Genomic DNA, 12867 nt, shown 5'->3' with positions numbered 1-12867 from the left:
CAGACGTAGTGCGAAGGAGGCAGGGACATGCCGAAGGCCGTGGTGATCGGCGGAGGTGTCGGCGGGCTGACCGCCGGGGTGGCGCTCCGCCGCGAGGGGTGGGACGTGACCGTGCTCGAACGGGCCGCCCACCTCGCCCCCGTGGGGTCGGGGCTGGCGATGGCGCCCAACGCGTTGAAGGCGCTCGACACGCTCGACCTGGGGGATCGCATCCGCGAACTCGGCAGGTTCGAGGGGCAGGTGGGCATCCGCCGCCCCGATGGGCGGTGGCTCGTGCACACCACGGAGGACGACGCGCTCGCGCGTTACGGGGACTCGATGGTGGTCCTGTTGCGGGCCGCGCTGATGGACGTGCTCGCCGACGCCCTGGGCGGGGCCCGCCTGCGGCTCGGCGTCACCGTCTCGGACGTGGACGCCGCCCGCGGAGTCGTCCGCACCGGAGAGGGCGACCTGGAGGCCGACCTGGTCGTCGCCGCCGACGGCATCCACTCGGCGACCCGCGGGGCACTCTTCCCCGGCCATCCAGGCCCGGCCTACTCCGGCGTGACGGCCTGGCGCGCCCTCATACCCAGGTCAGACCTGCCCATCCAGAGCACGGAGACCTGGGGCAAAGGGCTCCTGATAGGGGTCCACCTGCTGGCGGGAGAGGCCGGGGACATCGGGAAGGCCGGGCACGCCGAGGACACCGTGTACGTGTACGCGACCGACGTGTCCCCCGCCGGAGCCGTCCACGCGGACGAGCGGGAGGAACTGCTGCGCAGGTTCGGCGACTGGCATGAGCCGATCCCCTCGCTGCTGCGCGCGGCCGACCCCGCGAACATCATCCGTAACGACATCTTCTCGTTCGGCACGCCGCTGCCCGCCCTGCACACCGGCAGGGTGGCGTTCGTCGGCGACGCCGCCCATCCCATGGCGCCCAACCTCGGCCAGGGGGCCTGCCAGGCGATCGAGGACGCCGTCGTGCTGGCCCGCCTGGCGGGCGGCTCCCCCGCGGTCGAGGAGGTGCTCCCCGCCTACACCGCCGCCCGCCTCGACCGCACGTGGCGGGTCGTCCGCCAGTCCATGACCATCAACCGGATGACCAGGCTCCGCCATCCGCTGGCCGTACGGCTGCGCGACCTCGGGATGTCCACGGCCGCCCGGCTCAGCCCTGACTTGATGTTGCGCTCCATGCACGACGTGCTCGGCTGGCGCCCGCCCCGCGGCGACCGGCCGAAGGAAAGCACCGAGCGTCCCGTCTGACGGCTGAGGCGGGCGCCGCCGCCAGGCCCGTCATGAGCCCGTCACGAGCCGGCTGCCGGGCTCCTCACCGGGGCCCGATGCCGTCCAGGGTGAAATTCCTGTTCCACTCGCGCACCCACTTCGGGCCGAAGCCCTCGGCCGAGTTGAGCGGCGTGGACCTGGCGTCGAACTTCCCCGTGGCGGGATCGAAGGCCAACGCGGCGGCGCTGTCCTTCTTGACGTTGTACGAGTCGAAGTCCGGGTTGAAGGTCTTGACGCTCAGCCCGCCGGCGTCGTCGGTGTAGGCGAAGTCGCCCGTCGCGATGCTGACCGACCGGGTCAGCACGTTGTGCGCGGGCACGTACAGGGAGTCGGGGTCGGTCCACACGTACGCCTCGGTGCACTCGGTGGCGTCGATAGAGGTGCAGAGCTCGCCGTTCGCCTTCGACGGGACGTACCAGTCACGGATGTTCGGATACTGCTTGCCGTAGTGGCGGTACCACCTCTCGATGTTCTCCCTGGTGTTGGTGAAGCCGGTGCCGTCGCCGGGCTTCAGCATGTCGTTGAAGCGCTCGACCACGACCTTCGAGTTCGGCACCGGCAGGTCGTCCTCGTGGTAGAGCTTGTCGTGCCCGAGGTAGGTCACGTCCTTGAACACGTTGTCCGAGGCGACGTTGCTGTGGCCGGCCTGGAAGAACAGGCCGTGCTGGACGTTGTCGAAGACGTTGTGGCGCACGACCATCCCCGACATTCCGTCGTCCATGTAGACGGCCTGGTTGCCGTCCGCGCCGATGTCCTTGAACAGGTTGTACGCCACCAGGTTGTTCAGGTACGTGTAGTCGCGGCCCGCGTAGATCACGCCCTGGTCCGAGGCGTGCGTCACCAGCCGCTCGAACCTGTTGTGGCTGATCTCCATGTCGTTGCCCATGATCTGGATCGCCATGTGGGGCGCGTCGTGGACGTGGTTGTAGCGGAAGGTGTTGCCGACGCCGTACATGTAGCCGGCGGGGGTGTAGGTGGCGAGCTTGGAGAAGTCGTAGATCTCGTTGTGCTCCACGACGTGGTCGCCGCGCTCCAGCGAGTCGCGGTCGCCGCCGGCCGTGAACACCCCGCCGCCGCCGAGGTCGTGCAGCCGGCTGTTGATCACCTTGTTGCGGTGGCCGCCTCGGCTGGTGCGGTATTCGGCGATGGCCGTGATGGCGTCGTTGGCCTCTCCGATCGCGACCGCGTCCATGCTGGCGTTGAGGATCTCCAGGCCGTCGACGGTGCACGACTCCGCGTCGAGCAGCCGTACGGCGGTGCCGGTGGTGCCGTTCAGCTTCAGGCCCTTGAGCGTCACCCCGCGCACGTTCTCCAGCTGGAAGAAGGGCGCGTCGAAGGAGGTCAGGCTGATCTCCTTGCCCTCGACGGTCCCGCCCGGCGGGTAGTAGTAGAGGGTGCCGGCGTCGTTCCAGCGGTCGATGTAGTACTCACCCTCGGTGTCGAGCTCGCTGAGCACGTTCTGGGCGACGAACGACGTCCACTTGTCGGTGGCGGCGTACATCGTGGGATATGTCGTGCGCAGTTCCGCCGCACCGGGGTCCACGGAGGCGATGCGGACGCGGTCGTTGGCGTAGTTGTTGCCGAAATAGCCGGAGAGCCAGCCGTCGGTCTCGTGAACGGTGTTGTCGGCCTCCTGGCCCTGCGGCGGCGCCCACGTGGCGGAGCGCTCCTTGAGCGTGGCGTCGACGGGGGTGTAGACGGGGCCCGGCAGCTTGAGCATGTCCTCGTACGGCATGGTGGTGCCGTCCTCGGTCTTGTCCGAGAAGTAGTCCCTGGCGCCCTTCGGCGCCTCCTTGACGGTGATGGCGGCGCTGTCGAGCTTCTCGTCGCCGTTCGGATATTGGGCCAGGGTCTGGGTCGCGTCGTCGGTGATCAGCTCGGGGGCGAACGGCTGGGGTTTCCAGTTGAACCCGTTCTTCATGATCACCCCGGCGGGGATGCCCTTCGCGCCCAGGTCGTAGACGTAGACGTGGCCGGCCGCCGTGTCGGGGACGCGCGCCTTCGACGACCACCTGGCCTCGTCCGGCACGTCGCTCAGCTTGCGGAAGTCGCCGGGGGCGAGGGTGGTGACTCCGGCGAACTCGACCTGCTCGCCCGGATATGCGGCATAGGTGACGTAGGAGTGCTCAGCGCCGCTGAGCTGGACGGTCTTGGACGTCTGGTAGACGCCCTCCCTGATGTAGACGACGCCGGGCCGCCGCGCGCTCGTCCGTCCCGCCAGCGCGTCGCGGGCCTGCTCGACCGTCGCGAACGGATCGGACTTCGTACCGGTGGCGCCTTCTTCGCCGTCCTTGGCCACGTGGACAACGGTCTTGCCGGCGGGTAAGCCGGGCTCCGCCGACGCCGGCGCTCCGGCCGCCGTGACCACCAGGACGGACGCGATCAGGACACCCATCGCTCTTCTCGGCATGCTCGTGCACTCCGCTCGTTCCGGGGCAATGCAATGTGACAGACCACAAAGGTCATCGCCGATGCACCGTAACCCTGCAGGCCATGTCAATTCAACCGTTTGACCAATGCGGGTGGCCGCCCGCAGGGACGGCCGCGAGAGGGCCGCGCCTCAGTTCACGTCCGACGTCGCCGACACGGGGAGGGACGCCCCTGCGCCGTCCTCAGCGCTGCCCGCCAAGGTGCCCGCCGGGGTGCCCGCCGGGGTGCCCGCCGGTGCCGGGCGGTGGTCGGGGGCCAGGCGTCCGAGCGTGATCGTGCCGCCGATGGTCAGCGCGCCGGCCAGCAGGGCGGGGATCGCCGTGGCGGGGGACGTGGGCAGCGGCTCGCCGAGCAGGATGGCGCCCGCGAGCACGGAGGTGATGGGGTCGACGACCTGCACGCCCGCGTAGGCGATGCCGAAGTAGCCGACCGCGTACGAGCGCTGGAGCAGCACGACCGCGCAAACCAGCAGCAGGGGCACGGCGAGGGTGAACCAGTGGACCAGCCGCCCCAGGTCGCCCTGGAGGCCGCCGCCGACCACGCGGACGAACGTGGACACGCTCGCGGTGACGGCCCCCGCGCCCACCGAGAGCAGCGCGGCCCTGGCCGCGCCGTGCACCCGGCGCGCCATCAGCTGCGTGACCAGGGTGACCACCCCGATCACGGCGATGAACCCGATGGCCGCGCCGTCGCCCAGGTGCGGCGGCACGTTGTGCTCGGGCACCAGCATCATGAGCCAGAGCAGGCCCACGGCCACGGCGATCGATCCGAAGATCTCCGCGCGGTACGGACGGCGGCCGTACAGGAACGCCGCCAGCGGCACCGCGAACACCAGGGTCGCGACGCTGATCGGCTGGACGGCGACCAGCGGGGCGAAGCTGAGCGCCACCGCGTGCAGGCACGCGCCGGTGAAGCCGATGATGCCGCCGATCCACCAGCGGGGGCGCCGCACCAGCCGGAGCGAGGCGCCCTCGGCGACGGCTTCGTACTGCTGCAGCGCGGCGCCGAGCGCGTAGCCCAGCGCGCCGGCCAGAGCGATCAGCAGGCCGACCCAGGTCATCGCGGCCCGCGCAGGGGCAGGCGTCCTTTCAGAGGCATTGCTCCAGCTTATGAGCCCAGCGAGCTTCTAGAATCCACCTTTAGGCTGATAAATCCACCTGGACCCATCCTGAACAGCACGAACTTGTGGCTCATTCTTGGGGCCGGTCAGGCCGCACCGGCCCGCGCTAGGAGCGCTCGGGGCAGACGCAGAAAAGGTGGCCCTCCGGGTCCTGCAGGACGACCCAGCCCGTGCCCTCCTCGGTGACACCGGGCTGGAACTCTGGCCTGGTCGCGCCCAGCGCGATGTACTCGCCGACCGCCTTCTCCACGTCCGGCACCCGGAAGTCCAGGTGGAACTGCTTGGCCGGGCCAGGCCACGCGGCCGGCTCGCGATCGGGGTTCCTGCCGAAGTAGATGTTCGTGGTGCCGTCGCCCACGGCCGCGTACTCGTCCTCGGAGTACTGGATGTCCAGCCCCGTGACCTCGTGGTAGAACGCGGCCAGCTTCCTGGGCTCCGCGCAGTCGATGGTGACCGCCAGGAGTTTCGCTTTCGTCGTCATGGGGTCGAGCGTTCCAGCCGTACCTGCCATCTTGTGTCAGGTACGGCGAAGGGCCGCGCCCCGGGTTCGGACGCGGCCCTCCCGTCACGACACGGAGTCACCGGGGGAAGCGGCCGTAGTAGTCACCCAGCCGGGTCCGGTATTCGGGCTCCTTGAACGTGGCCTCGTCGAACTCGGGCGCGTCCTTGATCTCGGCCTTGGTGCGCGCGACGTGCACGTCGCGCTCCTGCGGGTCGATACTCGTGACGACCTGCGCCGGGAGCATGACCTTCTTGCCGAAGATCCAGGGGCCGGTGTCGACGATGATGTAGCTCTCGCCGACCTCGTACGTCGCCTCGTCGACGGTCCCGATCTTCCCGTCGGTCGCCTGGACGCGGAAGCCCGCCAGATCCAGGCTCCTGCCACGGTCGTAGACGTCAGGTCGGTAGTCCCAGAGCTCCATAGGAACTCGTCCTCTCCTCTTCCGTCCTTCTCGGGCCCCCATCCGCTACCCGAACAGAGCTCCGTAAACCGGTAACAAAGCGGTTAACAGCAAGCGATCATTCATCGGTCAGCAAGCGGTCTACGCCACCCTCTTCTTGGACAAGAAGGGTGATAAGAATGCCAACTAGCTCAGACCGTCTATACGAGATCGACGGCCTCCGGCTACTGGCGGCGCTCTGCGTCGTGCTGTTCCACTACACGTTCTCCGGCTGGGCCGGCGACCACAGCCCGGTCGTCTTCGCCGCGGAGAGCGCCTGGTCCAAGTACGGCTACCTGGGCGTGGACCTGTTCTTCCTGGTCAGCGGCTTCGTCGTGTTGATGAGCGCATGGGGCAGGAGCCCGCGCGCGTTCGTGGTCTCGCGCTTCGTGCGGCTCTATCCCGCGTACTGGGTGGGCATCGCCGTCACCAGCGTGGTGACCGTGACGCTGGGACAGGGCGTGTTCGAGGTGAGCCTGCCTCAGGTTCTGGCGAACCTGACGATGTTCCAGTCGGTGCCGAACATCGCGAACGTGGACGTCGTCTACTGGACGCTCTGGGCCGAGATGCGGTTCTACTTCCTCATCCTGGCCTTCACCTTCATCGGCATGACGCGGACCCGCGTCATGGTGGGGCTCTGGGCCTGGCTGGGGCTGACGTTCCTCGTGCAGGCGGGGCTGCTGCCGGGGATCGCCGACCTGGTCGTGCAGTCGGAGTTCTCCCACTACTTCATCGCCGGCATGGCGCTGTTCATGCTCTACAAGTTCGGGCTGAACGTGCAGATCGCCCTGCTGCTGCCGATCTGCCTGGGCAACGCCGTCTACCGGGCCATCGGGTACGCCGACGCCGTCGGTGAACGCTACTCCGTGACGTACTCGCACGCCGCGATCATCACCGTGGTCGTGCTGCTCTTCCTCGTCATGACGCTCATCGCGCTGCGCGCCACCCGAGGACTGGGCAGGCCGTGGCTGGTGACGGCCGGCGCGCTGACGTACCCGCTCTACCTGCTGCACGCGCACGTCGGCTTCGTGCTCTTCACCAGGCTGGGCGACTCGGTCAACAAGTACGTGCTGCTGTGCGGGCTGATCGTGGTCATGCTCGGCGCCGCGTACCTGGTGTACAGGTTCGTCGAGCGGCCGCTCGCGCCCAGGCTGAAGGCCATGTTGGCAGGTGGCGCGTCCGCCCACGTCCCCAGGCACGCCCAGCGCGAGACGCCCCGCCCGACGTCGGACAGGGTGGGCTGACTCTTCTGACAACCGGCCGGCACGCCGGGCATCCGGGCTCCAGGTGCGGATACGATCCGCGTCACGGAGAGTGAAGGGGGCCGGATGAGTGAGACGGACGAGCCGGCGTGGGCTCCGCCCGGTGTGGATCCCCAGCGGCCGAACGTGGCGCGCGTGCACGACGCGCTGCTCGGCGGCACGGAGAACTTCGCCGCCGACCGCTCGGTGGCACGCAAGCTGAAGGACACGGTGCCCGAGGTGGTCGACCTCCTCTGGTGCCACCGCGCCTTCGTCGGCAGGGTGGTCGACTTCCTGGTCCGCGAGGCCGGCATCAGGCAGATCGTCGACCTGGGCGCCGGGCTGCCCACGATCGAGAACACCCACGAGGTCGCCCAGTTCGCCGACCGCGCGTGCAAGGTCGTCTACGTCGACGTCGACCCCACGGTGGAGCCGCACGCGCGGGCCCTGCTGGGCGCCAACCCCCACGCGGGCGCCATCACCGCGGACGCCCGCGACCTCGACGCCGTGCTCGGCCACCCGGTGCTGCGCGGCCTCATCGACCTGTCCCAGCCGACGGCGATCATGGCGATCGGGCTGCTGCACCTCCTCCCCGACCAGGAGGACCCCCACGCCCTGGTCAGGAGATACATGTCGGCGCTGCCGCCGGGCAGCTACCTCGCCGCCGCCAACATGCTCGCCTTCCCCAGCCCCAAGGCCAAGGCGCTCGAGGTGATGTTGCAGGCCACCATGGGCGCCGGCTTCTTCCGCGACCGCGCCGCCATCACCGCGTTCTTCGACGGCCTCGTGCTGGTGGAGCCGGGAGTCGTGCACTTCCCCGAGTGGCACCCCGACGAGCGCGTCCCCGGCCCGCTCGCGCCGTGGGAGGAACTGCTCCTGGGCGGCGTCGCCCGCAAGCCGTGAGTCCCCGCGATCCGGGTGACCGTCGCTGACGGTAAGGTGAGCCCCATGCCGCGACGCATGCTCATCTGCTCTCCCCCGCCCGCCCGCTAGCGGGCGGCTTTCCTGCATTTCACGGGTCTGACAGATCCGTGAGTGGTTGCTGCCCGCACGCCGGGCCCATCCCAACCACTCCATCCGGAGCAATCTGTCATGACCCATGTCTCCGCGCGGCGGGGCGCCTTCTACGTGACCATGGCCGCGACCGCCTGGGGCACCGGCGGCGCCGCCGGCTCCCTGCTCTTCCAGGCCGGCCAGCTCGGCCCCGTCGGCGTGTCCCTGTGGCGTCACCTTCTCGGCGCCGCCTTCCTCCTCGTGATCGTCCGCCGCTTCGTCCTGGCCGACCACCTCGACTGGCGGGTCCTGCCGGTCGGGGCCGGCATGGCCGTCTACCAGACCGCCTACTTCGCCGCGATCGCCCACTCCGGCGTGGCCGTCGCGACCGTGGTGACGATGGGCGCGACGCCCGTCCTCACGGCCGTGGGCAGCCGGATCTTCCTGCGCGAGCGGCTCGGCCGCGGAGCGCTCCTCGCGCTGGCCGCCGCGCTGGCCGGCCTCGTCCTGCTCACGGTGGAGCCCGCGTACCACGCCGCGGCTCCCTCGGCGGGCTCCCCCGTCGCCGGGGTCGCCTTCGCGCTGGCCTCGGCCACCGGGTACGCCGGGGTGACGTTGTTGTCACGGCGGCACAACGACCGCGACCCGCGGAGCACGGCCATCGGCGGGTTCGCCGTGGCCGCGGTGTGCCTGGCTCCGTTCGCGCTGGCGGAAGGCGTGGTGCCGGACATCAGCTGGCCGTCCATGGCACTGCTGATCTATCTCGGCGCGGTGCCGACGGCGCTCGCGTACGGGCTGTACTTCGTGGCGCTGACCGCGCTGCGGGCCACCACGGTCGCCGTCATCTCGCTCGGCGAGGCCGTGGGCGCGGCGCTGCTCGGCGTGGCGCTGTTCGGGGAGCGGCTCACGCCACTCGCCTGGACCGGCTGCGCTCTGCTGCTGGCCGCGGTGACAGTGCTCGCGCTCCGGGCCGAAGAGGGGTGACTCGGGCGGGTGCGTTGTGACGGTACAGGCCGCCGGATGAGTTAAGGTCCGGTACGGCGGCGCTTGCCGTATCGTCGCTCCGCTCCCACCCCTTGGCCGAGGGAACGGTCTCGGCGAAGCGTGCGTTGGAGGAACTGTGGCGTCAATCTCGGGAATGCTGAGGAACCTGCTGGATCGCCCGGGCGGAGTGCCTCTGGCCCCCTACCAGAAGACCGTCAGGGCCGCCGGAGCGCGAGCCGCCAAGATCGGTGAGCTCGACGAGCTGCCCAAGCCGGAGATGGACGATCTGGCCGGGTTCTGTGCCATCGTGCGCGAGGCCGCGGACCGCGAGCTGGGGCTGCGCCCTTACGACGTGCAACTGCTGGGCACGCTGGCCCTGCTCGACGGCAAGGTCGCGGAGATGGCGACCGGTGAGGGCAAGACGCTTTCCGGCGCCATGGCCGCGGCCGGCTACGCGTTGCAGGGCAAGCGCGTCCACGTGATCTCCGTCAACGACTATCTCGCCCGGCGCGACGCCGAGTGGATGGGGCCGTTCTACGCCGCGCTCGGCGTCAGCGTGGGCTGGATCGGCCAGAACTCCACGCCTGAGGAGCGGCGCGAGGCGTACGCGAAGGACGTCACCTATGGCCCGGTCAGCGAGATCGGGTTCGACGTCCTGCGCGACCGGCTGCGCACCGACGCCGCCGAGCTGATCGTGCCCGCGCCCGAGGTGGCGCTGGTCGACGAGGCCGACTCCGTGCTCGTCGACGAGGCCCGCGTGCCGCTGGTCATGGCCGGCGCGGCCGACCCCGGCAACGCGGTGCCGGAGATGGCGGCGCTGGTCAGGCAGCTCGTCCGCGGCTACCACTACGAGATCGACGAGCAGGCGCGCAACGTCTACCTGACGCCCAAGGGCGCCGACAGCGTGGAAAACCTGCTGGGCGTCGAGCTCTACGACGAGCACGAGCCCGGCACCCTCATCGAGCTCAACCTGGCCCTGCACGCCCACGCCCTGCTCGCGCGCGACGTCGACTACATCGTGCGCGACGGCAAGGTGCAGCTCATCAACCCCTCGCGCGGCCGGGTGGCGTTGCTCCAGCGCTGGCCCGACGGCCTGCAGGCGGCCGTGGAGGCCAAGGAGGCGCTGCCGCCGAGCGAGAAGGGCGAGATCCTCGACTCGATCACCGTGCAGGGCCTCATCCGCCGCTATCCACAGATCTGCGGCATGACGGGCACGGCCGTGGCCGTCAGCGAGCAGCTCGGCGAGTTCTACGGCCTCAAGGTCGCGGTGATCCCGCCCAACCGGCCGTGTGTCAGGACCGACGAGCCCGACCGCATCTACCCGACCGTGCCCGACAAGGACGCCGCCCTGGTCGAGGAGATCCAGGAGGTGCACGCCACCGGCCGGCCCATCCTCATCGGCACGCTCGACGTGGCCGAGTCGGAAAACCTGGCCAAGCTCCTCCAGCGGCGTGGCCTGGAGCCGGTGGTGCTCAACGCCAAGAACGACGCGGAAGAGGCCGCGATCATCGCCAAGGCCGGCGAGCGCGACGCCGTCACGGTCTCCACCCAGATGGCCGGCCGCGGCACCGACATCCGCCTCGGCGACGGTGTGGCCGAGCTGGGCGGCCTCTACGTGATCGGGTCAGGCCGCCACGCCAGCAGCCGGCTCGACGACCAGCTGCGCGGCCGGGCGGGCCGCCAGGGCGACCCGGGCGGCTCGGTCTTCTTCGTCAGCATGCAGGACGATCTGATCACCCAGTTCGTCCCCGACGAGCGGCCGCCCGCGGCCGACCCCGACGGCATCGTCCGCCACCGGCGCGGGGCCTACCTCGTCGGCCACGCCCAGCGCGTCGCCGAGGGCGTCAACCTGGAGATCCACCGCAACACGTGGCGCTACACCCGCCTGCTCGAGCACCAGCGCGAGCTCATCCTGGAGTGGCGCGACAAGGTCCTGCACGGCGACGCCGCCTCCACGGCGCTGGCGAAGGCCGACTCCGAGCGCTGGGAGTCGCTGCCCGAGGACGCCCGCGACGAGACGGCCCGCCAGATCGTCCTGCACGCGATCGACCGCTGCTGGACCGAGCACCTGGCGTTCCTGACCGACCTGCGCGAGGGCATCCACCTGCGGGCGCTCGGCCGGATGAGCCCGGTCGACGAGTTCCATAGGGAGGCCGTGGCCGAGTACAAATCGCTGCTGGCCGAGGTGGAGCGGCGCTCGCTGGAGTCGTTCGAGGCGCCCGAGCCGGATCTGCGGCGGCCCACGGCGACGTGGACCTACCTCGTGCAGGACAACCCCTTCGGCACGGAGTGGGACCGCATCCTCAAGCGCGTCACCGCCGCCACCCGGCGCGGCTGAGCGCGTCACAGGAGACCGTCAGGGCCACTTGGGGTCGCCCGACGGCACGACCGGCCCTTCCAGCACGCCCAGCCGCTCCAGCAAGGTGAGGAACGTCATCGCGTACGGCGAGTCCTCTATCACGGCCGCGACCCGCGGCCAGTCGACCTGCTCGCGCAGCGCGCGCACCTGCGACAGCAGCGCACCGTAGTCGCAGGCGTGCTCCGACAGCGGCAGCAGCCACGAGATCACCAGGTCGGTGGCCTCCAGCACGGGAACGATCACGGCCGACGCCTTCAGCGGCTCGGCCCTGTCGAGCAGCTCGTCGGTGATCGCCAGGTCCGACACCCGGAAGATCAGATCCACCAGGCGGCCCTCGTCGTACGCCTTGACCAGCCAGTCCTCCGGCGGCTTGGCCGTCTGGAAGCCCAGCCCGCGCAGCGCCTCCAGGGCGGCGGGCACGTCGTGCTCGGTGACCACGAAGTCCACGTCGTGCAGCGACGGCGCGGCCCCTCTGGCGTAGGCGGCGCAGCCTCCGGCCAGCGCGAATTTCACTCCGGCGTCCTTCAACCCGGAGCTGGCGCGCTTGAGGGTGTCGAGGATCGCGTCCGTGACCGCGTGACCGTGGCTGCTCATGGTTTCGGGCTACCCACACGATCCCCCACTAGGCGTTGTGTTATAAGGGCTCTCGCGCGAGTACGCCCTGGGCCTGGGGGCAGAACGAGGAGCGTATGACCGAAATCCTGGCTGATGGCGGCCTGCACGCACAAGGTGTCACGGCGGCTGGCGAAGGACCCCGTCACCAGCCCGCTCCGGGCGCCGTTCACCCGCTACAAGGGCGGCGGCGGGCCCGCCGAGGTGCAGGAGAAGCCCCGCGGCCCGGTGGGCGAGCTGCTCGCCTGCCCGTTCTGCCTGTCGCAGTGGGTGGCCACCGCGTACGCCGCCGGGCTGGTGCTGGCGCCCAAGGTCACCCGGCTCGTGGGGGCGACGATGACCGCGGTGGCGATCTCCGACTGGCTGCAGCTCGCCTACGCGAAATTGATGAAGTCGGCCTCTTGAATGATGCGGCGATAAAGGCGCGGCCCGATGTTTCTCGTTCTCGCCTCCGAGCGGAAAAACATGTTAAGCGGCCACCCCTCAGGGCAGAGGCGGAGTCATGGCTACTTTGCTCTGGATCATCGCGGTAATTCTCGTCATCTCCGGGATCTACGTGATCCTCGCCCGCCGCGACCTCCTCTGGGGGATCGTGCTCATCGTGCTCGGCTTCCTGGTCGGGCCCGGCGGGGTCAGCATCTTCAATGTCTAGGGGCGCCACCCGAATGGCTCCTCGCCCGACCCGACCGCTGGGCCGATTCCCCGAGAACGGTCCAGCGGTTCTCCTTCTTGCCGGAATAACGCAACAAACAACCGGAGTACGCATACGTTTCCCTGTGCGTTCTGCGGAGAAGCGCGGTGTTGGTGTCGTCGCCGCCAGATGGACCAGGTCAGGCGGTGCTCGGCGTCCCGTCGCGGGTCGGGGATGACGCCGTCCCCGATGGTCTGCTCGGGGATGTGGGCCAGCTGGGCATCGCCGTACGC

The 12867-nt window shown here is 69.9% G+C and carries 11 protein-coding genes and 1 pseudogene; 7 read left to right on the top strand and 5 right to left on the bottom strand.

Annotated elements, in window-relative coordinates:
* Positions 1–27 precede the first annotated feature (27 nt).
* On the top strand, positions 28–1242 hold the full coding sequence (locus ABGB14_RS29425; protein WP_347647072.1) for an FAD-dependent monooxygenase: 1215 nt from the start codon (positions 28–30) through the stop codon (positions 1240–1242).
* 64 nt (positions 1243–1306) lie between these two features.
* Here ABGB14_RS29425 and ABGB14_RS29420 read toward each other — a convergent pair whose 3' ends face one another.
* From ABGB14_RS29420 to ABGB14_RS29405, 4 genes are all read right to left on the bottom strand, one after another.
* Positions 1307–3673, bottom strand: coding sequence for a right-handed parallel beta-helix repeat-containing protein (locus ABGB14_RS29420; RefSeq protein ID WP_347647071.1), 2367 nt, complete (start codon positions 3671–3673; stop codon positions 1307–1309).
* A gap of 150 nt (positions 3674–3823) precedes the next feature.
* Positions 3824–4753: a DMT family transporter gene (locus ABGB14_RS29415; RefSeq protein WP_347647070.1), complete on the bottom strand. Its 930-nt coding sequence runs from the start codon at positions 4751–4753 to the stop codon at positions 3824–3826.
* Positions 4754–4919: 166 nt separating this feature from the next.
* Entirely contained in the window at positions 4920–5294 is a 375-nt protein-coding gene (locus ABGB14_RS29410) for a VOC family protein (protein ID WP_347647069.1), read from the bottom strand.
* Between the two features lie 97 nt (positions 5295–5391).
* Positions 5392–5736: a PRC-barrel domain containing protein gene (locus tag ABGB14_RS29405; protein ID WP_347647068.1), complete on the bottom strand. Its 345-nt coding sequence runs from the start codon at positions 5734–5736 to the stop codon at positions 5392–5394.
* Between the two features lie 158 nt (positions 5737–5894).
* On the opposite strand from ABGB14_RS29405, the gene ABGB14_RS29400 reads away from it, so the two are divergent.
* From ABGB14_RS29400 to secA2, 4 genes are all read left to right on the top strand, one after another.
* The gene (locus ABGB14_RS29400) at positions 5895–6998 is read left to right on the top strand and encodes an acyltransferase (RefSeq protein ID WP_347647067.1); all 1104 of its coding nucleotides are present in this window, start codon (positions 5895–5897) and stop codon (positions 6996–6998) included.
* A gap of 84 nt (positions 6999–7082) precedes the next feature.
* A complete protein-coding gene (locus tag ABGB14_RS29395; RefSeq protein ID WP_347647066.1) occupies positions 7083–7898 on the top strand; it encodes an SAM-dependent methyltransferase in 816 nt (271 codons plus the stop codon).
* A gap of 189 nt (positions 7899–8087) precedes the next feature.
* Positions 8088–8972, top strand: a complete 885-nt coding sequence (locus ABGB14_RS29390; protein WP_347647065.1) for a DMT family transporter — start codon at positions 8088–8090, stop codon at positions 8970–8972.
* A 154-nt stretch (positions 8973–9126) separates the two neighbouring features.
* Positions 9127–11310, top strand: coding sequence for an accessory Sec system translocase SecA2 (gene secA2, locus ABGB14_RS29385; protein ID WP_347647064.1), 2184 nt, complete (start codon positions 9127–9129; stop codon positions 11308–11310).
* 18 nt (positions 11311–11328) lie between these two features.
* Here secA2 and ABGB14_RS29380 read toward each other — a convergent pair whose 3' ends face one another.
* Positions 11329–11925 carry a nucleotidyltransferase gene (locus ABGB14_RS29380; protein ID WP_347647063.1) on the bottom strand — a complete coding sequence of 199 codons (597 nt, stop codon included), beginning with the start codon at positions 11923–11925 and terminating at the stop codon, positions 11329–11331.
* Between the two features lie 111 nt (positions 11926–12036).
* On the opposite strand from ABGB14_RS29380, the pseudogene ABGB14_RS29375 reads away from it, so the two are divergent.
* Together ABGB14_RS29375 and ABGB14_RS29370 are read left to right on the top strand one after the other, a co-directional pair.
* Positions 12037–12348, top strand: a pseudogene (locus ABGB14_RS29375) (DUF1360 domain-containing protein); the annotation flags it as partial.
* Positions 12349–12445: 97 nt separating this feature from the next.
* Complete coding sequence (locus tag ABGB14_RS29370; protein ID WP_165959640.1) at positions 12446–12595, top strand: GPGG-motif small membrane protein; 150 nt, start codon at positions 12446–12448, stop codon at positions 12593–12595.
* The last annotated feature ends 272 nt before the right edge of the window (positions 12596–12867 follow it).

This window comes from Nonomuraea sp. B10E15 (assembly GCF_039871615.1).
In the GTDB taxonomy this organism is placed as follows: Bacteria; Actinomycetota; Actinomycetes; order Streptosporangiales; family Streptosporangiaceae; genus Nonomuraea.
This window is presented reverse-complemented; position numbering and strand designations above follow the sequence as displayed.